The sequence below is a fragment of the Mycobacteriales bacterium genome (assembly GCA_030697205.1).
Taxonomy (GTDB): Bacteria; Actinomycetota; Actinomycetes; order Mycobacteriales; family SCTD01; genus JAUYQP01.
In genome coordinates, this window is sequence record JAUYQP010000006.1 from 100188 (window position 1) to 125286 (window position 25099).

The 25099-nt window shown below is 74.8% G+C and carries 20 protein-coding genes; 14 read left to right on the forward strand and 6 right to left on the reverse strand.

Annotated features, from left to right (window positions below; genetic code table 11):
* Positions 1-24: 24 nt before the first annotated feature.
* Positions 25-2139 (forward strand): hypothetical protein, encoded by a 2115-nt coding sequence (locus tag Q8R60_01330; GenBank protein MDP3711110.1) that lies wholly within the window; start codon positions 25-27, stop codon positions 2137-2139.
* Positions 2136-3911: a hypothetical protein gene (locus Q8R60_01335; protein MDP3711111.1), complete on the forward strand. Its 1776-nt coding sequence runs from the start codon at positions 2136-2138 to the stop codon at positions 3909-3911. Before Q8R60_01330 ends, Q8R60_01335 begins: the two co-directional genes overlap by 4 nt.
* On the opposite strand, the gene Q8R60_01340 is transcribed toward Q8R60_01335, so the two are convergent.
* Genes Q8R60_01340 through Q8R60_01350 form a run of 3 tightly spaced genes read right to left on the reverse strand, consistent with a single transcriptional unit; the run spans position 3908 to position 6330 of the window.
* Positions 3908-4576: an acyltransferase gene (locus Q8R60_01340; protein ID MDP3711112.1), complete on the reverse strand. Its 669-nt coding sequence runs from the start codon at positions 4574-4576 to the stop codon at positions 3908-3910. The two genes, Q8R60_01335 and Q8R60_01340, sit on opposite strands and share 4 nt — an antisense overlap.
* A 9-nt stretch (positions 4577-4585) precedes the next feature.
* Entirely contained in the window at positions 4586-5683 is a 1098-nt protein-coding gene (locus tag Q8R60_01345) for a glycosyltransferase family 2 protein (GenBank protein MDP3711113.1), read from the reverse strand.
* Positions 5684-5703: 20 nt separating this feature from the next.
* The gene (locus tag Q8R60_01350; protein MDP3711114.1) at positions 5704-6330 is read right to left on the reverse strand and encodes a class I SAM-dependent methyltransferase; all 627 of its coding nucleotides are present in this window, start codon (positions 6328-6330) and stop codon (positions 5704-5706) included.
* A 43-nt stretch (positions 6331-6373) separates the two neighbouring features.
* On the opposite strand from Q8R60_01350, the gene Q8R60_01355 reads away from it, so the two are divergent.
* The 7 genes from Q8R60_01355 (at position 6374) to Q8R60_01385 (ending at position 14939) form a co-directional block, all read left to right on the forward strand.
* A complete protein-coding gene (locus Q8R60_01355) occupies positions 6374-7321 on the forward strand; it encodes a lysylphosphatidylglycerol synthase domain-containing protein (GenBank protein ID MDP3711115.1) in 948 nt (315 codons plus the stop codon).
* Positions 7322-7364: 43 nt separating this feature from the next.
* Positions 7365-10223: a SpoIID/LytB domain-containing protein gene (locus tag Q8R60_01360; GenBank protein MDP3711116.1), complete on the forward strand. Its 2859-nt coding sequence runs from the start codon at positions 7365-7367 to the stop codon at positions 10221-10223.
* Complete coding sequence (locus Q8R60_01365; protein ID MDP3711117.1) at positions 10224-11312, forward strand: glycosyltransferase family 1 protein; 1089 nt, start codon at positions 10224-10226, stop codon at positions 11310-11312.
* Between the two features lie 65 nt (positions 11313-11377).
* Positions 11378-12499, forward strand: a complete 1122-nt coding sequence (locus Q8R60_01370; GenBank protein ID MDP3711118.1) for a glycosyltransferase family 1 protein — start codon at positions 11378-11380, stop codon at positions 12497-12499.
* 13 nt (positions 12500-12512) lie between these two features.
* On the forward strand, positions 12513-13400 hold the full coding sequence (locus Q8R60_01375) for a glycosyltransferase family 2 protein (GenBank protein ID MDP3711119.1): 888 nt from the start codon (positions 12513-12515) through the stop codon (positions 13398-13400).
* A 17-nt stretch (positions 13401-13417) separates the two neighbouring features.
* Positions 13418-14470 (forward strand): mannose-1-phosphate guanylyltransferase, encoded by a 1053-nt coding sequence (locus Q8R60_01380; GenBank protein ID MDP3711120.1) that lies wholly within the window; start codon positions 13418-13420, stop codon positions 14468-14470.
* Positions 14471-14666: 196 nt separating this feature from the next.
* Complete coding sequence (locus tag Q8R60_01385; GenBank protein MDP3711121.1) at positions 14667-14939, forward strand: hypothetical protein; 273 nt, start codon at positions 14667-14669, stop codon at positions 14937-14939.
* On the opposite strand, the gene Q8R60_01390 is transcribed toward Q8R60_01385, so the two are convergent.
* Positions 14905-15384 (reverse strand): hypothetical protein, encoded by a 480-nt coding sequence (locus Q8R60_01390; GenBank protein MDP3711122.1) that lies wholly within the window; start codon positions 15382-15384, stop codon positions 14905-14907. The genes Q8R60_01385 and Q8R60_01390 overlap by 35 nt on opposite strands.
* 85 nt (positions 15385-15469) lie before the next feature.
* Between Q8R60_01390 and Q8R60_01395 the strand changes: the two genes are divergently transcribed.
* Positions 15470-16369, forward strand: a complete 900-nt coding sequence (locus tag Q8R60_01395) for a DNA-3-methyladenine glycosylase 2 family protein (protein MDP3711123.1) — start codon at positions 15470-15472, stop codon at positions 16367-16369.
* Between the two features lie 25 nt (positions 16370-16394).
* On the forward strand, positions 16395-16604 hold the full coding sequence (locus Q8R60_01400; GenBank protein ID MDP3711124.1) for a hypothetical protein: 210 nt from the start codon (positions 16395-16397) through the stop codon (positions 16602-16604).
* On the opposite strand, the gene Q8R60_01405 is transcribed toward Q8R60_01400, so the two are convergent.
* Entirely contained in the window at positions 16586-17857 is a 1272-nt protein-coding gene (locus tag Q8R60_01405; GenBank protein ID MDP3711125.1) for a coenzyme F420-0:L-glutamate ligase, read from the reverse strand. The genes Q8R60_01400 and Q8R60_01405 overlap by 19 nt on opposite strands.
* A gap of 34 nt (positions 17858-17891) precedes the next feature.
* A complete protein-coding gene (gene cofD / locus Q8R60_01410; GenBank protein ID MDP3711126.1) occupies positions 17892-18821 on the reverse strand; it encodes a 2-phospho-L-lactate transferase in 930 nt (309 codons plus the stop codon).
* 26 nt (positions 18822-18847) lie between these two features.
* Between cofD and Q8R60_01415 the strand changes: the two genes are divergently transcribed.
* The 3 genes from Q8R60_01415 to Q8R60_01425 are packed head-to-tail and all read left to right on the forward strand — an operon-like array spanning position 18848 to position 25009.
* Positions 18848-19669: a class I SAM-dependent methyltransferase gene (locus Q8R60_01415; GenBank protein ID MDP3711127.1), complete on the forward strand. Its 822-nt coding sequence runs from the start codon at positions 18848-18850 to the stop codon at positions 19667-19669.
* A 9-nt stretch (positions 19670-19678) separates the two neighbouring features.
* Complete coding sequence (locus tag Q8R60_01420) at positions 19679-22174, forward strand: bifunctional FO biosynthesis protein CofGH (protein ID MDP3711128.1); 2496 nt, start codon at positions 19679-19681, stop codon at positions 22172-22174.
* A 42-nt stretch (positions 22175-22216) separates the two neighbouring features.
* Positions 22217-25009, forward strand: a complete 2793-nt coding sequence (locus tag Q8R60_01425) for a hypothetical protein (GenBank protein MDP3711129.1) — start codon at positions 22217-22219, stop codon at positions 25007-25009.
* Positions 25010-25099: the final 90 nt, after the last annotated feature.

The following is a 25099-nucleotide window of genomic DNA, read 5'->3' on the forward strand; positions in this document are numbered from 1 at the left end:
AGCTCTCACACGTAGGCTGCACGGGTGACGTCCACGGTCCCCGGTGCTGCACCGGCCCCGCTCCCACCGGCGCCCGCGCCGCGCCGCCGGGCCGCGGCCCGTCCCGAGAGCGAGCCCGACGTCACCGGCTCGCTCACCGGGCTCGACCTGCTCGCTGGTGCGGCGCTGCTGCTGGTGGGCCTGCTCGGCTGGGCCTCGCTCGCGCTCGCCCACGGCGGCCGCCACTCGCTGCTCGCCGTGCTGGTCGTCACTCTCGTCGCGCTGGGCCTCGTCGTGCTGGTGGCCCGCCGGGCCGCCCGTCCGGGCTTTCGCGCCGACCTGCCCGGCGTCGCGGTGGCGCTCGGCTGTGCGGCGGTCGCCGCCGCGCTGACCTTCCCCGGCTTCTCCTACGGCGTCGCCGAGAAGGACCCCGGCGGCTACGTCGCGCACGCCCACATGATCGAGCGCACCGGCGACCACGCCTTCGTCGACCCGGCGCTGTCCGCGCGGCTGCCCGACGGCTCGCCGCTGCCCGTCCAGCTGACCAGCCCGGGCGCCCGCTTCGGCGGCGTCTGGATCCGGGGGGCGCAGGAGGACGGCCTGATCGTGCCGCAGTTCTACCACCTGTGGCCGGCCCTGCTGGCGACCTCGCTGGAGGTCGGTGGGCTCGATGCACTGCGCTTCACGGTGCCCCTCATGGGGGTCCTCGCGGTGCTCTGCCTGGTCGCCGTCGTGCGCCGGGTGGGCGACCAGCTGATGGGCCGGACCGCCGGTCTGGTCGCCGCCGCGACGGGTGGGTTGCTGCTCGCCACCAACATGCTGCAGGTCTGGCAGGCGCGCTTCCCGTCCACCGAGGTGCTCGCCGAGGCGCTCTACCTCGGCAGCCTGCTCGGCATCGTCGTCTCGCTGCAGACCAGGTGGCGCCCGGCCGCCGGCCTCGCGGGCCTCTTCGTCGGGATCGGCTGGCTCAACCGCGCCGACGGCATCCTGCTCGTCGGCATGGTCGCGGCGCTCGGTGGTGCGCTGCTCGCCACCCGTCGCTGGGACTCGCGCGCGACGTGGTTCGCCGGCGGGCTGCTGCTCACCGCACCGCACGCGTGGTGGCAGGCCTACGACCGGGCGCTCTACTACTCCAACGCCAACAGCGTGCCGTCCTGGAAGCTGTTCACCGCGGCTCTGGCGGCCTGCCTGCTCGGGGGCCTCGTCCTGGGTGCGGTCCGGCCGCTCGGCCGTGGGGTCCTCGCGCTGGTGCAGCGCCGCCGCGCGCAGGTCGTGCTCGGGCTGCTCACCTGCGCGGTCTGCGCCGGCCTGCTCGCGCTGGGCTTCCTGCGTTCCCGGATCTTCGGCCCCGACTTCTTCGACTACAACGGCCGGCTGATCCCGTCCTACGACGAGCAGATCATGCGCCGGCTGTCGTGGTTCTTCACGCTGCCGGGCTTCGCGCTGTTCGGCCTCGGCATCGCCGTTGTCGCGCTGCGCCGCTGGCGGGCGGCGGCCTGGGCGATCGTGCTGCCGACCATCGCGCTGTTCGCGGTCTACGGCTACACCGCGAAGAACTCCACCCGCATGCTGTGGTGGACCCGCCGCTACGTCCCGACCGTCATGCCGGGCCTGCTCATGCTCATCGCCCTCGCGATCGCCTTCGCCTTCGTGTGGCGGTACCGCGGCCGGCTGGTGCTGCGGGTCCCGGCGGTGCTCGCGACCGGGGCGCTCGTCACGGCCTTCCTGGCCCAGTCGGTGCCGCTGCGCAGCCACGACGAATGGAAGGGCAGCTTCGAGATCGCCGCGCAGATCGCGGACCTCTCCGGTGACGCGACCGGCGTCTACCTCTGGGAGGGCCAGCCCTGCTGCAACCGCCCGACCCAGCTGTTCGCGACGCCGGTGTGGCTCACCGAGGGCGAGCTGTCGATCCGGTTGCCCGACGACCCCGCGCGACGGCAGGAGATCGTCGACCTCTACGCGCGGCAGTTCGCCGGCCAGCCGGTCTTCGTCGTCGCCGACGGCACCGACCTGCCCACCGGTCTCGACGGCAACAAGGTCGCGCCGGTCACCAACATCGTGACGACGCTGCCGATGTGGGACGAGAGCGACACCGCGCGGCCCGCGAAGCCGCGCGAGATCCCGGTCGAGATCGCGATCTGGCGCGTCGCCGGGACGTGACCGCGGCTCTCCGACGGGCCGGCGCGCCGCTGGTCTACCTGCTGCTGGCCTGCCTCGGCCACCTCGGTGCCTTCCGCGGCCTGTCCTCCCAGACGCACTGCCGCTGCGAGGACGCCCCGCAGACCGACTGGTTCCTCGCCTGGACGCCGTGGGCGATCAGCCAGGGACGCAGCCCGCTGTTCACCGACCACCTCGTCGCCCCCGAGGGCGTCAACCTGATGTGGAACACCCTGCTGCCGCTGCCCGGCCTGCTGCTGTGGCCGGTCACGGCGGCCTTCGGTCCGGTCGCCGCGCACAACCTGCTGTCGGTGCTGGCCTTCGCGCTGTCGGCGACCGCGATGTGGTGGGCCGTGTGGCGGTGGGCCCCCTGGTGGCCGGCCCGCTTCGCCGCCGGCCTGCTCTACGGCTTCTCGCCGTACCTCGTGGCCCAGGGCCGCGGGCACCTCAACCTCTCGCTGGTGCTGCTCCCACCGCTCGTCCTCGTCGTGCTTGACGAGCTGCTGGTCCGCCGCCGCCGCCGACCGCTCGTCCTCGGCGTGCTGCTCGGTGTCGTCACCGCGGCCCAGCTGCTCATCACCGAGGAGGTGCTCGCGTCGACCTTCGTGATGTGCGTCGCCGGCCTCGTCGTGCTCGTGGTCCAGCAGCGCCGACGGGTCGGCTGGGCCCACGTCGAGCGCGCGCTCACCGGCCTGGTCGTCGCGGCAGCGGTGCTCTTCCAGCTGACGGTCTGGCCGCTGGCGGAGCAGTTCGGCGGCGAGCGGGTCGTCACCGAGCCGGTGCAGGACACCTCCTACGCCGCCGCGGACCTGCTCGGCACGGTCGTGCCCACCGTCAACCAGGCCCTCGGGACCGACGCGACGATCACATGGGGCGGCAACGTCAGCGAGAACGGCTCCTACCTCGGCGCGCCGCTGCTCCTGCTCGTCGTGGTCATCGCGGTCGCGCTGCGCCGCCGGCCCGAGGTGCGCTTCTTCGGCTGCCTCGGGCTCGTCGCCTGGGTGCTCTCGCTCGGCGAGTCGTTGCACGTCGCAGGCACGTCGTACGACGTGACGCTCCCGTTCCGCGCCGTGACCGCCCTGCCGGTGCTACACAACCTTGCCGCAGTCCGCTTCTCGCTCCACGTCGTCCTGTGTGTCGCGGTGCTGCTGGCCGTCGGGATCGACCGGGCGCGACCCGCGTTGACCGGCGACCGGGTCCCGGCCGGCCGCCGGGTGCTCGTCGGTGCGGTCGCGGTCGCCGTCGTCGCGCCGCTCGTGCCGGCCTGGCCCTACTCCTTCGAGCCGACCCGCACCCCGTCGTACTTCAGCTCCTCGGCAGTCGAGCGGGTGCCCGAGGGGGCGGTCGCGGTGACCTACCCGGTGCCGCGCTTCCCCGGCACCGCGCCGATGCTGTGGCAGGCCGAGGCGGGCTTCCGCTTCCGGATGGTCGGCGGCTACGCGATCACACCGCTCGGTGACGGCCACGGGACCTTCGTCGGCGGGCGGACCCGCGTCGAGGACGCCTTCGCCGCCGCCGCCAACGGGCGGTCGCTCCCGACCTTCGTCTCCGGGCCGCTGCGCGAGCTGATCTCGATGGAGATGGAGCGCGCCGGTGTCACGACGTTCCTCGTCGCGGTCGACGAGCCGGGGGCCGACGAGGCGCGGGCCTGGCTCGAGCGGCTGCTGGTGCGGGGGCCCGACGAGGTCGTCGGGGGAGTGGCCGCGTGGTACGACGTGCGCTGGCCCGAGCCGGTCCCGCCGACCCGGCCGCTGCGGCCCCGCGGCTTGCGCTAGCTCCAGGAGTCGGCGCGGCCGACGACCTTCGCGGGGATGCCCGCGACCACGGCGCCGGCGGGCACGTCCTTGGTGACGACGGCGCCCGCGGCCACGACCGCACCATCGCCGATCGTCACGCCCTTGAGGATGACCGCGCGGGTGCCGACCCAGACCCGGTCGCCGATCGTGACCGGTGCGGCGGAGGGCTGCTCGACGCCGTCGGTGGTGAGGGCGTGGAAGTCGTTGTCGAGGACCTGCACGTCCCAGGAGAAGGTGCAGCCGGCACCGATCGTCACCCGCTCCGCGACGAGGATGCGGGTGCCGAGGCCGTTGACGTTGGTGCCGTGGCCGATGCGCAGGAGGCCGCCGTCGACGACGACGCGCACGCCGCGCTGCAGCGACACCACACCGTCGACCTCGAGGCGGGCGCCCTCGCGGACGCGGATCACCGAGGTGTCGTCCGCGCTGGTGATGCCGAAGGACCCGAGGCCGACCCGCAGCGCACCGTCGATGCGCATCCGGTCGCCACCCTCGACGACGGTGCGGCTGCCCACCCAGAGGTTGCGGCGGCCGAGGACGCGGTGGCGGACGACCCCGCCGAGGAAGGCGCGCCACGACGTCTCACCGCCACGGTGCAGGGCGTGCACGACCCCGGCGTACTCCCTCAGTGCGTCGGCGACCACGCGGGAAGGCTAGCGACGCCGCCGCGGGGCCGGCGCAGCCTCGACCGCGGCAGCGGTCGTGACGGCAGCGTCGGCCCGGCTGCGACGGCGGGGGGTGGCGTCGGCCGCGGCCGACTGCCGGCGTGCGAGGACAGGCAAGTCGGGCAGCTCGGCCGGGGTCCGGTCGTAGATGCCGAAGCGCATCTTCTTCGTGTGCTCGAGCTGGTCCTCGATGAGGGCGCGGTTCGTGCGCAGCAGGTCGCCGATGATCCCGACGATCACCGACAGGAAGGACATGACGAGCAGGACGGTGCCGACGAGGAGCGACTGGATGTGGTTGCCGTCGTCGCCCACCGCCTTGAGCGCCGCGTAGCGGACGAACGGCAGCAGGCCCAGCACGCCGAACAGCGCCGCGAAGGCGCTGAAGATCACGTACGGCTTGTACATGATGTAGGCCCGCACGATCGCGCCGGCCGACTTCAGCACGTGCTCGTAGGTGCTGTTGAACAGCCGCGACTCGCGGGTCTTGGGGTTCGTGACGACCTTGACGCTCTCGATGGCCAGCTTCTTGTTGCCGGCCTGGATGATCGTCTCCATGCAGTAGCTGAAGCGCGTGACCGTGTTCAGCAGCATCAGCGACTCACGGGAGTAGGCGCGAAAGCCGCTGGCCGCGTCCGGCAGCTCGGTCCCGGCCGCCTTGTTGACGGTGCGGCTGCCGAGCTTCTGCAGGAACTTCTTCGGCCCGCTGAAGTGCTCGACCAGGTCGACCTGCCGGTCGGCGATGACGATGTCGGCCCGGCCCGCGATGATCGGCTGCACGAGGTCGGTGATCCGCTCCTGCGGGTACTGGTTGTCGCCGTCGGTGTTCACGACGATGTCCGCGCCGAGCTCGAGCGCGCGCTGCACGCCGTCGTGGAAGGATCGGCCGAGCCCGCGGTTGCGGGCGTGCCGCACGAAGTGCGTGACGCCGTGCGCCCTTGCGACCTCGACGGTCCGGTCCGTCGACCCGTCGTCGATGACGAGGACGGTGATCTTGTCGATCCCCGGGATCTCCGTGGGGATCGTCGAGAGGACGGCCGGGAGGGTCTCCTCCTCGTTCAGACAGGGGACCTGGACGACGAGGTGCACAGCAGTGATCGTAGCGAGGTTCAGCGCTTGGTGGCCCAGACGATGGTCCAGGGGTACGGCGAGGCGACCGCGCGGACGTCGGCGACCTGGGAGACGAAGCTCTGGAAGGAGCCCTTCGACCAGTGGTTGAGGTGGCCGGGGGTGTTGCCCAGGTCCTTGACGTAGCGGCCGGTGACGAGGTTGGAGCCGCGGAACAGCGGCTCGCGCGGCACCGACAGCAGCATGTGCCGTGACGTCACGCGGGCCAGCTCGCGCAGCCCGGCGGCCGGGTCGCGCAGGTGCTCGAGCACCTCGACGCAGACGACCAGGTCGAACTGCTCGTCGAGAAAGGGGAGGTTCTCCGCGTCGCCGTGCAGGTAGTGCGGACCGGGCCGCGACCGCCACTCCTCGCGCAGCCCGGCGTCGGGCAGGTCGAGGCCGACGGCGGTGCCGAAGCGCTGGTGCATCTTCTGGCTGATGACGCCCTCGCCGGCACCGACCTCGAGCGGGTTGGTCGCGGGCCGGCTGTCGGCGGCGATGTCGCTGACCAGGCCGTCGAGCCGGGTGACGAACCGCTCGGTCAGCCACTTGATAGCGGGGTTCTTCGCGGTGTACTTCTTCGTGTGGTTGCCGATCACCACACCTGGCGTCTCCGGTGCCTGCGTCATGGCACAGCAGGTTAGCCCGCCGGGCCGCCGTACCCTCTCGTCCGTGACCCGGGTCCGCAGGTTCGTCGGGCCCGTCGTGCTCCTGCTCGCGGTGCTCGCGCTCGTCCTCACGCTGCGCAGCCAGGGCGAGGATGCGAGCGCCGCCCTGCGCCGCACCGACCCGCTCGCCGTCGCTGGCGCGTTCGCGGCGGTGCTCGCCGGTCTCGCCGCGAGCCTGCAGGTCTGGCGCCGGCTGCTCGCCGACCTCGGCAGCCCGCTCACCCAGCGGCAGGCCGGCCACGTGTTCTTCGTCGGCCAGCTCGGCAAGTACGTCCCGGGCACGGTGTTCGCGATGGCGGCGCAGATGCAGGTCGGCAAGGCGTACGCCGTCCCCCGTGCGCGGGTCGCTGCGTCCTGGCTGCTGTTCATGCTGGTGCTCGTCGCGACCGGGCTGCTGTGCGGTGTCGCGGGCCTGCCGCTGGGCAACCCCGACGTCCTCGACGACTACGGCTTCGTGCTGCTGGCGCTGCCCGTCGGCCTCGTCTGCCTGACACCTCCCGTGCTCAACCGCGGGCTCGGCTGGCTGCTGCGCCGCACCGGCCGCGAGCCGCTCGAGCGGCCGCTCACCTGGGCCGGCATCGGGGCGGCGAGCGGCTGGGCGCTGCTGATGTGGGCGCTCTACGCCGTGCACCTGGTGCTGCTCGTCGAGCCGCAGGACCCCGAGCCCGGCCACCGGCTGCCGCTGCTGGCGCTCGGCGCGTTCGCGCTGGCGTGGGCCGCCGGGCCGTTCTTCGTCCTCGCGCCCGCCGGCGCGGGCGTGCGCGAGGCGGTGATCGTGCTCGCACTGCTGCCCGTGCTCGACACGCCGCGGGCGACCGCGGTCGCGGTCATCAGCCGGGTGCTCATGGCGCTCGGCGACGCGCTGTGGGGGCTGCTCGGTTGGCTCGGCAGACCGCCCCGCGGGGTTACTGTGGGCTCCGTCAAGCAGTCGGGGAAGGCTGCCGACGTCTGACTGGTACGCCCGCCTCGAAGTCCTGACTCGGAGACGACCCCTCATGCGCAGCCCCGCCCGCACGCTCACCGCCGTCCTGGCCGCCGTCACCGGCGTCGTCGGCGGGCTCGTCGCGACCCCGACGCCCGCCGTGGCCGCCGAGACCTACGCCCGCCCCGCCGGTGACGTCTTCGAGGTCCAGGGCCACGGCTGGGGCCACGGCCGCGGGATGTCGCAGTGGGGCGCGCAGGGGGCGGCCAGCAAGGGCCTGACCGCCGACCAGATCACCGGCTTCTACTACCCGGGCACCGCGAAGACGGTCCTCGCCGACGCCGCGATCCGGGTGCTGCTGCAGGCCGACGAGGGCGTCGACACCCAGGTGGTCCCCAGCGACGGCCTGGAGGCCACCGACGTCGCGACCGGCGCGTCGCTCGCGCTGTCGACGACCCCGAAGCGCTGGCGCGCGCTCGCGACCTCCGCCGGTCTCGCGCTGCAGAGCTGGGACGGCTCGACCTGGACCGGTGTGCCGCTCGATGGCAAGGCCGCGGTCGCCGGCCCGCTGCGCTTCTCCGGCACGACCTTCGTGCGGGTCGTCTTCCCCGGCGGCACCAGCCGCGACTATCGCGGTCACGTGCAGGCCGTGAAGACCGGGACCACCTCGCTGCAGACCATCGACACCCTCGGCCTCGAGGACTACCTGCTCGGCGTCGTCCCGCGCGAGTCCAGCGCCTCCTGGGCCGCGGCAGCCCTGCAGTCGCAGGCGATCGCGGCCCGGTCCTACTCCGCCAACAAGCGCTCGCGGGTCCCGAGCAGCGCCCGCTACGACATCTGCGACACCACCCAGTGCCAGGTCTTCGGCGGCAGCGCGAGCTACACCGCGAGCGGCACGCGGACCTCGCTCGAGCCGGCCTCGACGACCGAGGCGGTCCGCGCCACCAAGGGCGTCGTCAGGACGTACGACGGCACCCCCATCTTCTCGGAGTACTCCTCGAGCAACGGCGGCTGGTCCACCACCGGCGGCCAGCCCTACCTCGTCGCCCAGCGCGACGACTACGACGGCCTCGTCGCTAACAGCGTGCACGAGTGGAAGGCGCAGCTGCGGGTCTCCGACGTCGAGCGGCGCTACCCCGCACTGGGGTCGCTGGTCTCGATGGAGGTGACCGAGCGCGACGGCAACGGCGAATGGGGCGGGCGGGTCAAGCAGGTCGTCCTGCGCGGCACCAAGGACGGCGCGGCGACGACCGTGAAGACCACCGGCGCCGGCATCTACAACGCGCGCTCGTGGCCGGCCAACGGTGACGGCCTGCGCTCGTCGTGGTGGCGGTTCGTGCCGGCCAGTGGCTCGAAGGTCGTCAGCCAGTCCGCCGCGCCGCGGCTGGTCAAGGCTCCTGGTCCGTCGACCGGCGCGGTGACGGCCGTCATCGAGAACACCGGCACGACGTCCTGGTCGACCGACGGGCTGCACCTCGCGGTGGCAAGCCCCCCCGGCGAGGCAGACCCGCTGGCCGGTGGCAGCACGACGCCCGGCGCCTACACGGGCTCGGCGACCAGCATCGCGCCGGGTGAGCGGGCGGAGTTCCGGGTCGCGCTCGACGCCGCCGGGGTCGCCCCCGGCACGCACGGCCGCGCCTACCGGCTGCGGATCGGGACGGGCCCGCTGTTTGGCGCGACCGTCAGCTGGCGGATCCCCGTCGACGCGGCGTTGTGGGCCGGGACCCCGGCCGCAGCGCCGGCTGCCGCCCCCGGCAGCACGGCCACCTCCACCGCCCCCGACGCGCCGTCGCCGGTCTTCGCCGACGGCCGCACCGTCGTCGTCCCTCGCACCGGCGACACCACGGTGCGCCTCGCGGTGCGCAACACCGGCAACCTGACCTGGCCGGCCGGGCCGACGACCCCGCTCCTGCTGGGCACCAGCGCCGCCCGTGACCGCGCGAGCGCGAGCGCCGGACCGACCTGGCTGAGCCCCAAGCGGGCCGCCCGGATGGCCGGCACCGCCGACGTCGCGCCCGACGCGACCGCGAGCTTCGACCTGCCGCTCGTCGGCAACGGCCTCGCCGCCGGGGTGACGAGTGAGTCCTTCGAGCCGCTGTGGGAGGGAAAGCACTGGGTCGACGGGGCGCCGACCACCCTCACCGTGGTCCGCACCGACCCGACCGTCTCGCGCCTCGCGAGCGCCGACACGCTGCCCCCTGCGAGTTTCACGGTGCCTGCAGCGCCCAACGGGACCGCCACCCTCACCATCCGGCTGCGCAACCTCGGCAGCTCGCCCTGGCAGGTCGGCAGCGAGTCGCTCGGCACCGCCAGTGACAAGGCCTACCCGCTCGCCACCGCGGCGTGGCCGTCGCCGTCGCGGCCACCGGCCCTCGCGCGCAACGTCACCCGGCCCGGCGTGACGACCGTCCACCCCGGCGAGGTCGGTGAGTGGAAGGTGCCGTTGTCGGCGTACAAGAAGCCGGTCGGCGACCACGTCCTGCGGCTGCAGGCGGTCGGTGCGACCGCCCGCTACGGCCCGGTCGTCACCGCCACCGCGAAGGTCGTCAAGGCTGTCGTGAGCGGCAGCCTCGTCGCCGTGCGGTCCGGGGTCACCGTGCCGCGCACCGGCACCGCGACGGTGTGGTTCGACGTGAAGAACACCGGCAACACCGCCTGGCCGGTCAAGGGCGTCGTGCGCTCGACCGCCCTGACGAGCGGTTCCCCGTCGCGGCACTCGTCCTGGCTGACGGCGACCCGGCCCTCGCCGGTGACGGCCAACCTCAGCCGGCCGGGCGGCACCTACGTCAGCCCCGGCCAGGTCGCGCGGTTCTCCTTCGTGCTCGCCGGCAACGGCCGGAGCGCGGGCTCGCGCACCGAGCAGTTCGGCGTGCTGTGGGAGGGCTTCGCCGGGACCGCGCTGAAGGTCTCCCTGCCCTACCGGGTCGGCTGAGTGCGGGTCGGGCTGCTGCTCGAGCAGCTGCTCGCGCCGGTGCCCGGCGGGACCGGTCGCTACAGCCGCGAGATCGGCGCGGCGCTCGCGCGCACCGGGGCAGTCGAGGTCGACGGCTGGGTCGCAGCGCACCGCGACACCACCGCCGCCGAGGTCGACGGCGTGGGTGGTCCGCACCGGCTGCGGCTGCCCCGCCGGCCGCTGGTCGCGGCCTGGGAGCGCGGGACCGGACCGGGTGTGCCCTGCGACGTCGTGCACGCACCGACGCCGCTCGCCCCACCGCGACGCAGGACCCCGCTGGTCGTCACCGTCCACGACGCGGTGCCGTGGACGCACCCGTCGACCCTCACGCCGCGCGGCGTCCGCTGGCACCGACGGGTCGTCGAGCGGGCCGCCCGCGACGCCGACCTCGTGGTGGTGCCGACCCACGCCGTGGCCGCCGAGCTGCGCCACCACGTGCGGATCGCCCCCGACCGGCTGCTGGTCGTCGGCGAGGGCGTGAGCGGAGAGCTCGACCTGCCGCCCGACGCGGACGCGCGGGCCGCCGCGATGGACCTGCCGGAGCGGTTCCTGCTGACCGTCGCGACGCTCGAGCCGCGCAAGGGGCTGGCCGACCTGGTCCGGGCGCTGGCCGACCGCGCGGCCCCGGACGTCCCGCTGCTGTGCGTCGGCCAGCCGGGCTGGGGCGACCTTGCCTCGCCGGAGGAGCTGGCCGCGCAGGTCGGCCTCCCCCCCGGTCGGGTCCGTTCCCTCGGCCGGGTCCCCGACGCCGACCTCGCGGTGCTCCTTCGGCGCGCGACCGCGCTGGTGGTCCCGAGCCGCGCGGAGGGCTTCGGGCTGCCGCTGCTCGAGGCGATGGCGGTCGGGACCCCGGTCGTCGCGAGCCGGGCCCCGTCGCTCGTCGAGGTCGCCGGGGGAGCGGCCGTGCACGTCGACGTGGCGGGCCTGCCCCTGGCCCTGCGGGAGGTGGTCGAGGACGACGCGGTCCGCTCGCGGCTGCGCCTCGCCGGACCCGCGCGGGCCGCGGCCTTCACCTGGGACGGCGCGGCGCGGCTGCTGGTCGAGGCCTACCGCTCGCTGCGGGCGTAGGCTGACGAGCACAGATCGCACCTCGGAAGGAGCCTCCGCTGTCCAGCACGGACCCGCGCGTCCTCATCGACGCGACGGCCGTCCCCGCGGACAGGGGTGGTGTCGGGCGCTACGTCGACGGGTTGCTGCAGGCGCTCGCCGCCGCGGGCGCCCCCGTCGCGGTCGCCTGCCAGCGCGCCGACGCCGAGCGCTACGGCCGGCTCGCGCCTGAGGCGCGCGTCGTCGCCGGTCCGGCCGCGATCGCGCACCGCCCCGCCCGCCTCGCCTGGGAGCAGACCGGCCTGCCGTTGGTCGCGCAGCAGGTCGACGCCCAGGTCGTCCACTCGCCGCACTACACGATGCCGCTGCGTGCCGGCCGGCCCGTCGTCGTCACCGTCCACGACGCCACCTTCTTCACCGAGCCCGAGATGCACACCTCGGTCAAGGGCACGTTCTTCCGCTCCGCGACCCGCACCGCGCTGCGCCGCTCGGCCCGCGTCGTCGTGCCGTCCAAGGCCACCCGCGACGAGATCATCCGGGTGCTCGACGCCGACGCCACGAAGATCGACGTCGCCTACCACGGTGTCGACCAGACGACCTTCCACGTCCCGAGCGACGCCGAGAAGGCCCGCGTGCAGGCGCGCCTCGGCCTGCGCACCGAGCAGGGCGCGCAGCCCTACGTCGCCTTCTTGTCGACGCTCGAGCCGCGCAAGAACGTCCCCGGTCTGATCCGCGGCTGGGTCCAGGCCGTCAGGGACCGGCCCGACCCGCCCGCGCTGGTGCTCGCCGGCGGCGCCGGCTGGGACGAGACCATCGACGGCGCCATCGCCGAGGTCCCGCCGCACCTGCGGGTGCTGCGCCCGGGCTACCTGCGCTACACCGACCTGCCCGGCTACCTCGGCGGCGCGCTCGTGGTCGCCTACCCCTCCCACGGTGAGGGCTTCGGCCTGCCGGTGCTCGAGGCGATGGCCTGCGGCGCCCCGGTCCTCACGACGCCTCGGTTGTCGCTGCCCGAGGTCGGCGGTGACGCGGTCGCCTACACCGAGCCCGACCCCGCCGCGATCGCCGCCGGGCTCACCGCGCTGCTCGACGACGCCCCCCGCCGGGCCGCGCTCGGCGAGGCCGGCCACGCGCGCTCGCTCGAGTTCACCTGGGCCCACAGCGCCGAGGCCCACCTCGCGAGCTACACCCGCGCGGTGTCCGGATGAGGTCCCTTCCGGCATGACGACCCGGCCCGTCCGGGTCGTCGTCGTGACCTACTCGCCCGGCGACGCGCTGCCCGCGTTCCTGGACTCCCTCGCCGCCGCGACCTCGCTGCCCTATGAGGTCGTCCTCGCCGACAACGGCTCGACCGACGGCGTCCCGGAGGCCTGTGCCGGTGGTCACGTCACGCTGCTGCCGACCGGCGGCAACCTCGGCTACGGCAAGGCCGCCAACCTCGGGGCGTCGGGCTTCGAGGGCGAGTGGCTGGTGGTCGCCAACCCCGACGTCGTCTGGGAACCGGGTGCGCTCGACGCGCTGATCGACGCCGCCGGGCGCTGGCCCGCCGCCGGCTGCCTCGGGCCCGCGATCCGCACCCCGGACGGCGCGCTCTACCCCTCCGCGCGCGCCTTTCCCTCGCTCGGCCGCGGCATCGGCCACGCCGTGCTCGGTCCGTTCTGGCCCCGCAACCCCTGGACCCGCTCCTACCGCGCCGAGGTCGGCCGCCCGGTCGAGGGCACCACCGGCTGGCTGTCCGGCTCATGCATGCTGCTGCGCCGGCGGGCCTTCGAGTCGGTGGCCGGCTTCGACCCGTCGTACTTCATGTACTGCGAGGACATGGACCTCTGCCACCGCCTTGCCCTGTCGAGCTGGCAGAACGTCTACGTCCCGTCCGCCGTCATCACCCACACAGGCGGTCACGCGACCGCGCGCGCCGGCCGTGCGATGGTCGCCGAGCACCACCGCTCGCTCTACCGCTACCTCTCACGGCAGTACGACGGGATCGCGCTCGCCCCGTTGCGTGCTCTGCTCGCCGTGGGCCTGGCCGTCCGCTACCTCGTGTCGACGCGCGTCCGCGCGGTCGGCGAGGGCGCTGCGCCCACCCGCTCCGCCGACCTGCTCGACTGACGACCCCGGGAGACCCCGTGCGCCACGCCCTCATCCTCGCCGGCGGCTCCGGCACCCGCCTGTGGCCGTTCTCGACCGCGGGCCTGCCCAAGCAGCTGGTCCCGCTGCTGGCGGGCCGGTCGCTGCTCGACGTCGCGGTCGCGCGCGCGACGTCCGTCGTGCACGCCGACCGGGTCTGGCTCGGTGCCGGCGAGCAGCTGCGCGGGGCGGTCTCCGCCGTCGACGGGCTGCGTCCCGACCGGCTGGTCATCGAGCCCTCCGGTCGCGACACCCTGCCGGCGGTCGCACTGGGCATGGCGACGATCGCCGCCTCCGACCCCGACGCGGTCGTCGCGGTCCTCACCGCCGACCACCTCATCGAGCCGGTCGACTCCTTCGCCGAGACGCTCGCGCGGGCCTTCGAGCTCGCGGAGGCGCGGGGCGACGCGCTGGTGACCTTCGGCGTCGTGCCCGACCACCCGGCGACCGGCTTCGGCTACCTCGAGCTCGGGGCGCCGCTGTCGGGCGAGGCTCGCGTCGTGGCGCGCTTCGCCGAGAAGCCCGACGCAGCCCGTGCCGAGGAGCTCGTCGCGGCGGGTGCCCTGTGGAACTCCGGGATGTTCGTCTGGCAGGCCTCGGCGCTGCTCGCCGCGGTCGAGGCCTTCGCGCCCTCGACCGCCGCGCTGGTCGCGCGCGTCGTCGCGGGCGACTCCTCGGCGTGGGAGGAGATCCCGAAGCTGTCGGTCGACTACGGCGTCATGGAGCCGGCCTCGACGTCGCCGGACTTCACCGTCGCGGCCCTGCCGCTCGACGCGCGCTGGCTCGACGTCGGCTCCTGGCCCGCCTACGGCGACGCCGTCGGCCGCGACGACGCCGGCAACGCCGTCTCCGCACCGCTCGCCGTCGTGCACGGCTCGACCGACTGCGTCGTGGCCTCCTCCGACCCCGACCACCTCGTCGCGCTCGTCGGCTGCGAGGGCCTCGTCGTCGTCCACACCCCGACGGCCACGCTGGTGATGCCGGCCGCCGAGGCGCAGCGCGTCAAGGAGCTGCACGCCCTCGTCGCCGAGCGCGCGCCCGGCCTCGCATGACCCGCTGCACCGTCCCCGTCCACCGCCTGACTCGAGGTCAGGCACGCCTCACCGCGCGCCTTGCTGCAGTGCACGCCCAGCGCGTGCACTGCACACGCTCGCGGTCTGGGACCACGGCGTGTGAGCTGCACGCGGGGAGCGTGCAGTGCAGCAAGGCGGCAGGGTGGCACGTGGCCGCCCTCGCCGGAGGCCACCGGTGAGCGTGTCCGGCGCGGCGCTCGGCCTCGGCTACGTGCTGGCCGTGCCGTTCACGCTCTTCCTGCCCGGGTTCCTGAGGCTGTGGCGGCGGCGCGAGCCGTGGGTGTTCGCCACCGCCCAGGTCGGTGCACTGCTCATCGTCATCGGCTGGGCGCAGAAGGGGGCGACCGCGTCCGCGCTCCTCAACGCCGCGTGGCTCGTCGGGCTGTCCGTGGCCTACGTCCGCGAGGGGCGCGTCAGGGCACGAGCAGGTGGCCCTCGGCCATCGTGACGACGAGGTCGGCGGCCGCAGCCGCCCGCGCGTCGGTCTTGCAGACCACCAGCACCGCCCGGGTCGTCGCCGCCGTGCGCAGGGCGGCCAGCGCCTCCGCGACCGCCCGGTCGTCGAGGTAGCCGAGCGGCTCGTCGAGGAGCAGCGGCCGCGCGTCGGCCAGCGCACCGGCGAGCCGGACCCGCTGGCGCTCGCCACCGGACAGCGTCCACATCTCGCGCCCCGCCAGGTGCGGTGCGCCGAGGGCGTCGACGGCGACGTCGGAGTCGGTCCACTCGTCGCCCGGGGGGGCGGTGAGCAGCGCGCAGCCGCCCGCGGCGGCCAGCAGCCGCAGCGCCGAGGTGGTGCCGCAGCCGGGCTCGCCGTCGACGACGACGAGCCGGGGGAGCAGCACCACGTCGACAGACACGTCAGGGTCGGTCCCGGCCGCGCGCACCTGCTGCATCGGCCAGACGCTAGTCGGACCCGTGTCGCAGACTGCAGGGGTGACGACCGGCCCGGACACACCTGCGCCGGCCGTCGATGGGCTCGTGAGCACCTGGCGGCCGGCCCACCCGGTCGACGTACGCCGGACCCTCGCACCCCTGCGGCGGGGCAGCGGTGACCCGACCCACCGGGTCGCGGACGACGGTGCGGTCTGGCGGACGACGTGGACCGAGGACGGACCTGCGTCGTACCGCCTGAGCCAGCGCGGCCTGCACGATGTCACCTGCGAGGCCTGGGGTCCGGGAGCCGAGCGGGTCCTCAGCAGCGCACCGGAGCTGCTCGGTGGCCGCGACGATCCGGCCGGCTTCGAGCCCCGACACCCGCTCCTGGCCGAGGCCCACGCGCGCCATCCCGGGCTGCGGGTGCCGCGGACCGGTCGGGTGCTCGAGGTGCTCGTCCCGGCGGTCCTCGAGCAGAAGGTGACCGGCAACGAGGCGCGACTGTCCTGGCGGTGGCTGGTGCAGCGCTACGGCACCGAGGCGCCGGGGCCGGTGCCGGCGGGCCTGCGGGTGCCACCGCCGGCCGAGGTGTGGCGGCGGATCCCGAGCTGGGACTGGCACCGCGCAGGCGTCGACCCCAAGCGCAGCCGCGTCGTCGTGGAGGCCTGCCGGCTCGCGAGCCGGCTCGAGGAGATCGTCGGGATGGACCGGGAGGCCGCCGAGCGCCGCCTGCGGGCCGTGCCCGGCATAGGGGTGTGGACCGCTGCGGAGATCGCGCAGCGGGCGCTCGGCGACACCGACGCCGTGAGCTTCGGCGACTACCACCTGTCGCAGTTCGTCGGGTGGGCGCTGGCGGGCCGGCCCGTGGACGACGACGGGATGGCCGAGCTGCTCGAGCCCTGGCGGCCGCAGCGCTACCGGGTCATCAGGCTGCTCGAGGTCAGCGGTGTCGGCAAGCCCCGCTTCGGGCCGCGGCTGACGATCCAGGACCACCGTGCGCACTAGGGGACATCTCGGGCACACTGGCCGCGTGCAGTCCTTCGACGACGACTCCCTGCGTGCCGCGATGCGCGACTACCTGAGCCTGTCCGACCGGCTCGCGACGGCCTCGTCCGAGGGGCAGTCGGCCCGCGACCTCGTCGACCTCGCGGAGTCGAAGGCGGTCGCCGCGATGGTGCTGCGCAAGCGGCTCGTCGACCTGGGCTGGTCGGCGCCAGTCGTTCAGCGCACCTCGACGTAGTCGAGCGGGTCGCGCAGAGGCCGCGCAGCGGGCGGCGCGGCGGCGTGGCCGATCGCGACCGCGCCCAGCGGCTCCCACTCCACGTCGAGCACGTCGCGCACCACGTCGGCGCAGAACATCGTGCTGCTCACCCACGCGCTGCCCAGCCCCTCCGCGGCCAGCTGGACCAGGAGGTTCTGCACGCCGGCGCCGGCGGACACGAGGAACATCCGCTCCTCCGCAGCCGACCGCTGCGGGTCCGGGTAGTCGTGGGCACCGCTGCGGTCCAGGAAGGGCAGGACGAGGTACGGCGCAGCGCGCAGCACGTCACCGCGCTGAAGGCGGCGGGCCACCTGCTCGTCGGTGAAGCCGTCGGCTCGCAGGTCGGCCTCCCACCGGGCGGCCATCGCGTCGAGCAGCTGCGCGCGGCGGTCCTCGAGCAGCACGAACCGCCACGGCGTCGTGTGGTGCGGCGCGGGTGCGGTCAGGGCCGCACCGACGGCCCGCAGCACGGCCGCGCGGTCGACGGGCGCGTCGGTGAAGGCCCGCACCGTGCGGCGCAGCGACAGCGTCGTGAGGTGCGCCTCGCGGGTCCCGACCCGGAACCAGTCCTGGGCCGCGGGCCGGACCAGCGCGGCGGCACCCGGCCCGTCGTCCCCGGTCAGCGACAGGCCGCGGACGACGGCGACGGGGACGCCCTCGGCCTTGCCCTTCACCAGCTCGGCGGCGGAGGCGAGCTCGTCGGCGACGGCGATCTCGGTGACCTCGAGCACGTGGCCGTGGCTGTCGGTCGTGCCGCGCGCGTCCCGTACCGGGTCGAGGCCCGCGACGCCGATCGCCTGGTCGACCTGGCCGATGCGCCAGGCCCGGCCAAGGGTGTCGGAGACGACGACGGCGAGCCGACGCCCGGTCAGCCCCTGCAGCTCTGCGCGCAGCCGGCGGGCGCTCGCGTCCGGGTCCACCGGCAGCAGGGCCAGCTCGTCGCCGCGCACGTTGCTCGCGTCGACACCGGCGGCCGCGAGCACCAGGCCGTGGCGGTTCTGCGCGATGGTCGTCGTACCCCTGCTCGCGACCACCCGGACCGTCTCGCCGGCGACCGCCTCGAGCCGCACCTGCTCGCGGTCGGCACCCGGCGGCACCGTGACGAGCCGGCCCTCGGCCTTGCTGACGACCTTGCTCGTGACGACCACGACGTCGTCGTCCTCGAGGCTCACGGCCGCGCTGATCAGGGCTGCGAGATCGTCGCCGGGCCGGACCTCCGGCAACCCGGTCACCGGCAGGACGCGGTACCCCAGAGGCCCGGAGCCCTCAGACACCCGCAAGGTCCAGCGCGGCCCGGGCCATCGCCGCTGTCGCCTCGACGTCGGTCATGAGCAGCGGGACCGCGCGCACCTCGACGTCCGGCACCGTCGCGCCGGCGTCGGCGGTGTCGACGAGCCACCCGTCGAGCAGCGCGCTGCCGTAGTGGCGGCCGACCGCCTCGGCGGAGGTCTCGACGCCGATCGCGGACAGGCACGCGTCGGCCATCCCGCGGACCGGCGCGCCGCCGACGATGGGGGACAGGCCCACGACCCGCTTGGCCTCGAGGGCCTCGCGGATGCCCTTGACCTGCAGGATCGTGCCGATGCTCACGACCGGGTTGGACGGCGGCAGCAGCACGACGTCGGCCGCGTCGATGGCGTCGAGGACGCCCGGCGCGGCGGTGGCCTCCTCCGCGCCGACGGCGACGATCGAGTGCGCAGGCAGGCCGGCCCGGTGCTTGATCCACCACTCCTGGAAGTGGATGGCGCGCCGGCCCTCGGGGGTGTCGACGACGACGTGGGTCTCGACCCGGTCGTCGCTCATCGGCAGCAGTCGCGCCCCGGGCTGCCAGCGCGCGCACAGCGCCTCGGTGACCTGCGAGAGCGGGAAGCCGCCGTCGAGCATCTGCCGGCGCACCAGGTGGGTCGCGAGGTCGCGGTCGCCCAGCCCGAACCAGGCCGTCGGTGCGTCGTAGGCGACGAGCTCCTCCTTGGCGCGGAAGCTCTCGTCCTGCCGGCCCCAGCCGCGCTCCTCGTCGATGCCGCCGCCGAGGGTGTACATCACCGTGTCGAGGTCGGGGCAGATGCGCAGGCCGTAGAGGCTGATGTCGTCGCCGGTGTTGACGACGACGGTGAGCTCCGCGTCGGGCACCGCGTGCTGCAGCCCGCGCAGGAAGCGCGCCCCTCCGATGCCGCCCGCCAGGGCCACGATCCGCATGCCGACGAGTCTGTCAGGCTGGGACTGTGGAACCAGGAGCGGGCCAGCACTCCGACGAGCAGCTCGACGCGTTTGCGGCATGGGAGCGGGCCGCGTGGGAGACCCGTGCCCAGCCCTACGCGGCCGACCTCACGCGGCTGACCGGACCGGGCGCGCAGCCCCTGCTCGACGCCGCCGGCGTCACCGTCGGGACGCGCGTGCTCGACGTCGCGACCGGCCCGGGCGTCGTCGCGGCGGCAGCGCTCGCCCGCTTTGCGGAGGTGACCGCCGTCGACCAGTCCGCGCCGATGGTCGAGATCGCGACCCGCTTCGGCATCGACGCGCAGGTGGCGTCCGCCGACGACCTGCCCTTCGCCGACGGGGCCTTCGACGCCGTCGTCGCGGGCTTCCTGCTCAACCACCTGGCCCGTCCCGAGCTGGTCGTGGCCGAGCTCGCGCGGGTCTGCCGCGGTCGCCTCGCCATGACGGTCTGGGACGTCCCGGACCGCAACGTCGCGCTGGGGCTCTTCGGCCCGGTGGCGGCGGAGGTCGGTGTCGTCGCCGACGCCCCGCCCGGTCCGGACAGCACCCGCTTCGCCGACGAGGACCAGGCGCGTGCGCTGCTGCGTGACCTCGCCGATGTCCGCGTCCAGCGCGCCACCTGGTCGGTGGAGGTCGAGCCGGGCGCGTGGTTCGACGCGGTGGGCGCGAGCACGCCCCGCACCGGTGCCGTCATCGCGGCGGCGACCCCGGAGCAGCGGGCGCAGATGCGCCGCCGCTACGTCGAGGTGGTCACGACGTCCTACCCAGTGACCCACGGCCGGGTCACCCTGCCTGTCGCCGCGGTGGTGCTGTCCGCCGCCACATAGGGTCAGCGGATGGAGCAGCCGGGCATGCGTCGCGCCCTGGCGCGGGCGCGTGACGGCAAGCCGCTCGACGCCGGTGAGGCGACCACGCTGCTCGCGGCCCGCGGCGACGCCCTCGTCGCGCTGTGCGACTCGGCGGCCCGGGTCCGCGACCAGGGGCTCGAGGCGCTGGGTCGGCCGCGCACGGTCACCTACAGCCGCAAGGTCTTCGTCCCGCTGACCCGGCTGTGCCGCGACCGCTGCCACTACTGCACCTTCGCGACCGTCCCGCACAAGCTGCCCGCGCCCTACCTCTCCCTCGACGAGGTCCTCGCCATCGCCCGCGCCGGTCAGGCGCTCGGCTGCAAGGAGGCGCTGTTCACCCTCGGCGACCGGCCCGAGGACCGCTGGCCGCAGGCGCAGCAGTGGCTCGACGAGGCGGGGTACGACGACACCCTCGCCTACGTGCGCGCGGCCGCGGTCGCCGTCCTCGAGGAGACCGGGCTGCTGCCGCACCTCAACCCCGGCGTCATGACCTGGGCCGAGCTGCAGCGGCTCAAGCCGGTGGCCCCGTCGATGGGCATGATGCTCGAGACGACGGCCGACGTGCCGGCCCACCGCGGCAGCCCCGACAAGGACCCGGAGGTGCGGCTGCGGGTCCTCGAAGACGCCGGCCGGCACGCGGTCCCCTTCACGACCGGGATCCTCGTCGGCATCGGGGAGTCCCTCGCCGACCGCGCCGAGTCGCTGCTCGCGATCCGGGCGAGCCACCGCCGGCACGGCCACGTGCAGGAGGTCATCGTCCAGAACTTCCTCGCCAAGGACGACACCGCCATGCGCGACGCCGACGACGCGACCCGCGACGAGCACCTCGCGGCGATCGCGGTGGCGCGGCTCCTGCTCGGCCCGTCTGTGCGGGTGCAGGCTCCGCCCAACCTCGCCGACGTCGCGGACCTGCTCGCGGCAGGCGTCGACGACCTCGGCGGCGTCAGCCCGCTCACCCCCGACCACGTCAACCCCGAGCGCCCCTGGCCGCACCTCGACGACCTCGAGAAGGCCTGCGCTGCAAGCGGTTTCGCCCTCACCGAGCGGCTGACCGCCCACCCGCCCTACCTCGCCGAGCCGTGGCTCGACCCGCGGCTCGCTGCCCACGTCGACGCGCTGCGGCTGCCGAGCGGCCTCGCCGCCGACGTGCTGCCCACCGGCCGGCCGTGGCAGGAGCCCGACGACGCGCTGCGCAGCACCGGCCGCACCGACCTGCACGCGACCGTCGACACGACGGGGCGCAGCAGCGACAGGCGGTCGGACTTCGACGACGTCTACGGCGACTGGGAGGCGGTCCGCGCCCAGGTGCCCGCGCAGGTCGAGCGCCTCCCGACGGACGTCCGGGCCGCCCTCGCACAGGCCGCCGACGACCCGGCCGGGCTCGCCGACCCGGCGTACCTCTCCCTGCTCACCTGCGACGGGCCCGCGCTCGAGGCACTGACCCGGCTGGCCGACGACGTGCGCCGCGACGCGGTCGGCGACGACGTCACCTTCGTGGTCAACAGGAACGTCAACTTCACCAACGTCTGCTACACGGGATGCCGCTTCTGCGCCTTCGCCCAGCGGCGCACCGACGCCGACGCCTACACCCTGTCGCTCGAGGAGGTCGGCGCCCGCGCGGCCGAGGCGTGGGAGGTCGGCGCGACCGAGATCTGCATGCAGGGCGGCATCGACCCGACCCTGCCGGGCACCGCCTACCTCGACCTGGCGCGGGCCGTGAAGGCCGCGGCGCCTGGGATCCACCTGCACGCCTACAGCCCGATGGAGGTCGTCAACGCGGCCGCCCGGATGCAGGTCTCCATCCGGGACTTCCTCGTCGCGGCGAAGGAGGCCGGCGTCGACAGCCTGCCCGGCACCGCGGCAGAGATCCTCGACGACGACGTGCGGTGGGTGCTCACAAAGGGCAAGCTCCCGACGTCGCAGTGGGTCGAGGTCGTGACGACGGCCCACGAGGTCGGGCTGCCGACGACCAGCACGATGATGTACGGCCACGTCGACCAGCCGCACCACTGGCTCGGCCACCTGCGGCTGCTCGCCGAGCTGCAGGACCGCACCGGCGGCTTCACGGAGTTCGTGCCGCTGCCGTTCGTGCACACCAACGCTCCGATCTACCTCGCCGGGGTCGCCCGGCCCGGCCCGACGGTGCGCGACAACCGGGCCGTGCACGCCGTCGCGCGGCTGCTGCTGCACGGCCGCATCGACCACGTGCAGTGCTCCTGGGTGAAGCTCGGGCCCGAGCGGTGCGGCCAGGTCCTCGCCGGTGGCGTCGACGACCTCGGCGGGACGCTCATGGAGGAGACCATCAGCCGGATGGCCGGCTCGGCGCACGGCTCGCGCAAGTCCGTCGAGGAGCTCGAGGCGATGGTGGTCGCTGCCGGGCGCACCCCGCGGCAGCGCACCACGACCTACGGCGAGGTCAGCGTGGAGCGTCTCGCCGCGGCGCGCCGGGACATCGCGGTCCGGGTGCCGCTCCCGCTCGTCTGACGCCGATACGCTCCGGGGACTCAAGCCTGGAGAGGTCGTCTCGTGGATCCGCTGTCACGTCGCATCGAGCAGCTCGCGGCGCTCGCCGTCGAGGAGAGCGACGCCGACCCGGGCAGCGATGCCGGTCTGGCCACGGCCGTCGCGGCCCTGCGCACCGAGCTGGGCGCGGTCCGCGCCGAGCTCGGGTCGCTGCGCTCCGACGTCGGCGCCGTCCGTGAGGAGCTCGAGCAGGTCGGCGGCACCCTGTCGGGCACCGCGTCGGCGACCCGCACCGAGGCCGGCACCGTCGTGCGCCGCGTCGCCGAGCTCGCCACCCGGCTCGAGGCCGTGTCGGGCACCGTCGACGAGGTCCGGGGCGCGCTGCCCTCGCTGGCCACCGAGGTGCGCGAGGGGCTCGCGACCGTCCCGACGGGCTCGCGTCTCGACCAGGTCGCCACCGACCTGCGCTCGGTCCTGCAGGACCGGGTGGACGCGGTCCTCGACGAGGTACGCCGGACGCTGTCCGCCCGCGACGCCGCGGCCCGCGACGCCGCGACCGCCGGCACCGAGGCTCTCGTCGACGCGCGCGGTGCCCTCGAGGCCCGGCTCGCCGTGCTCGAGGACGCCCTCGACGGGCAGTCGGAGCGCCTCGAGTCGCTCGCCCGCGACGGCGCCAGCACCACCACCGACAAGCTGCGGGCGCTCGGGCTCGCCGTCACCTCCATCGAGCGCCGGATCGAGCAGGCCGCGGGGGAGCAGGCCGAGACGGTCGTGGCCCGGCTCGCCGAGGTCAACGACGCCCGCGTCGCCGAGCTCGCGACCTCGCTCACCGACACCCTGCGCACCCGCACCGACCAGCTGCGCCGTGAGGTCGTGGAGGCGCTCGGGCGCGGCGCCGCGGAGACCGTCGCCACCCGGGCGGCCGTCACCGAGCTTGCGGAGACCGTCCGGTCCGCCATGGACGGCTTCGCCACGACGATGGACCGCGACCTCAAGGGTCTCGTCACCGCCGTCACCGAGGCGCTCGCCGAGGGCCGCGAGGAGGCGCAGACCGAGCTCGACGACATCGCCGAGCGGCTGCTGTCGACCGTGGTGACGCTGCAGGCCGACCTCACCGGGCGGGCCACCACCGCGGAGGGCCAGCTCAGCGCGCTGCAGGGCACCGTCGAGTCGCGCATCGAGGCGATCCGCGGTCAGGTCGCGACCGCGCTGTCCGACATCCGCGCCGACGTCGCGACCGAGGTCGGCTCGATCCGCCCGCGCGTCGAGGAGCTCGTCGCCGCGTCCTCGACGACCTCCGCGGGCCTCGCCACGCTGCGCACCGACCTCACCGGCGGCGTCGAGGCCCTGCGCGAGCGCGTGGTCACCGCCGGCGAGGACGTCGGTGCTGTCGTGACCGCCGGACTGGCCGAGACCCGCGAGCAGGTGGGCTCCGGTGCCGCGGCGCTGCGCACCGAGCTCGTCGACAAGGTCGACGAGAGCGCCGCCACCGTCGCGGCGCGGCTCGCCGACCTCGGCACCACCGTCGTCGGCGCGACGACCTCGACCCGCGAGGCGGGAGAGCGGGTGGCCGCGCTCGCGATTGCCACCGACGAGGTCCGCCGTGACGTCGCAGCGCTGCACGCCGAACTGCCCGGCGCGACGTCCCACGTCGTCGCCGATGCCCGCGCCGCTGCCGAGGCGGTCACCGCGGACCTGCGCGCCGAGCTGCAGGCGCAGCTCCACGAGATCCGCGCCGCGCTCACAGCCGCGGTCGTCACCGTCTCCGACGCGCGGAGCGGCCTCGACCGCGGCACCGACAAGCTCGCCTCCGCGGGCGACGTCCTCGTCGGCTACCTGCGCGAGCGCGACGCGGCCCTGGAGGCCGAGCGCGACCGCGTCCTGCACCAGTTGCTCGACGACTTCGCCGCTGGCCTGTCCGCGCGCGACCGCGCGGTGCTCGCCGGCGGGATGGCGAGCGCCGCCGAGCGCCGCCGAGACGTCCGCGATGCGGCCCGCTTCCGCAGCGCCGTAGGGCGCCCCGCGCTGCCGACCACCGTCGTGCCGGCCGACGTCGAGGCGCTCGCACCCGACCCCGTCGGTGACCGCGCCCCCGTCGAGGTCCCGTCGTTGGAGCTGGCACCCGCAGCGACGACGACGGCGGTGGCAGCGGCGCCCGTGAAGAAGGCGCCCGTGAAGAAGGCGTCGGTGAAGAAGGCGTCGGTCAAGAAGGCGCCAGTCACAGAGACGCCAGTCGAGAAGGCGCCGGTCAAGAAGGCGACTGCGGACACTGCGCCGGCGAAGAAGACGCCGACGGAGAAGACACCGGCGAAGAAGACGCCTGTGCAGAAGGCGCCCGTCACGAAGACGCCCGTGAAGAAGACGGCCGCCGACCTGACAGCGGACACGGCCGCCACGGCGCCCGAGACGAGCGCCCCTGTCACGGGGTCCCCGACCCCGAGCCCGACCCCGACCCCGACCCCGAACGCCGATGCGGCAACGGTCACCACCCCCGATGGCCCCGCCCCCGACGCGACTCCCCACGCAGCCGCCCCCGCCGCGCAGCAGACCCGCCCGGCGCCCCGTCCCCCGATCACGAGCAGCACCGCCCCGAGTGCCCGACCGGCCGCGCGGCCGATGGGAGGCGCCACACCGAAGCGAGCCAGTCTCGACGCCATGCCGGAGGTCCCCGGCCCCGGCGCGGCGCTCGACGCAGCCACCGGAACCACCGGTTCCCCTGCTCCCGCACCCACGACACCGGCCGCGACACCGGCCGCGACACCGGCCACGACACCGGCCACGGCCCGACCCGTCACCCCGACGCCACCGGCGGAGCCCGACGAGCCCGAGCGCCGCTTCTTCCGCCGCCGCAAGTAGCCGGGACGCGCGGCACGTGCCGTGCCGGTGACGAGAACGTGCCCCGACTGAGCGTGGTGTCCCCCAATGTCCGGTTCGTCACGCTCGGAT

Excerpts from the sequence above, each read along its gene's own strand:
- Q8R60_01375 (MDP3711119.1), top strand. The coding sequence starts at position 12,513 with ATGACGACCCGGCCCGTCCGGGTCGTCGTCGTGACCTACTCGCCCGGC.
- Q8R60_01360 (MDP3711116.1), top strand. The coding sequence starts at position 7,365 with ATGCGCAGCCCCGCCCGCACGCTCACCGCCGTCCTGGCCGCCGTCACC.
- cofD (MDP3711126.1), bottom strand. The coding sequence starts at position 18,821 with ATGCGGATCGTGGCCCTGGCGGGCGGCATCGGAGGGGCGCGCTTCCTG.
- Q8R60_01350 (MDP3711114.1), bottom strand. The coding sequence starts at position 6,330 with ATGACGCAGGCACCGGAGACGCCAGGTGTGGTGATCGGCAACCACACG.
- Q8R60_01390 (MDP3711122.1), bottom strand. The coding sequence starts at position 15,384 with ATGCAGCAGGTGCGCGCGGCCGGGACCGACCCTGACGTGTCTGTCGAC.
- Q8R60_01420 (MDP3711128.1), top strand. The coding sequence starts at position 19,679 with ATGGAGCAGCCGGGCATGCGTCGCGCCCTGGCGCGGGCGCGTGACGGC.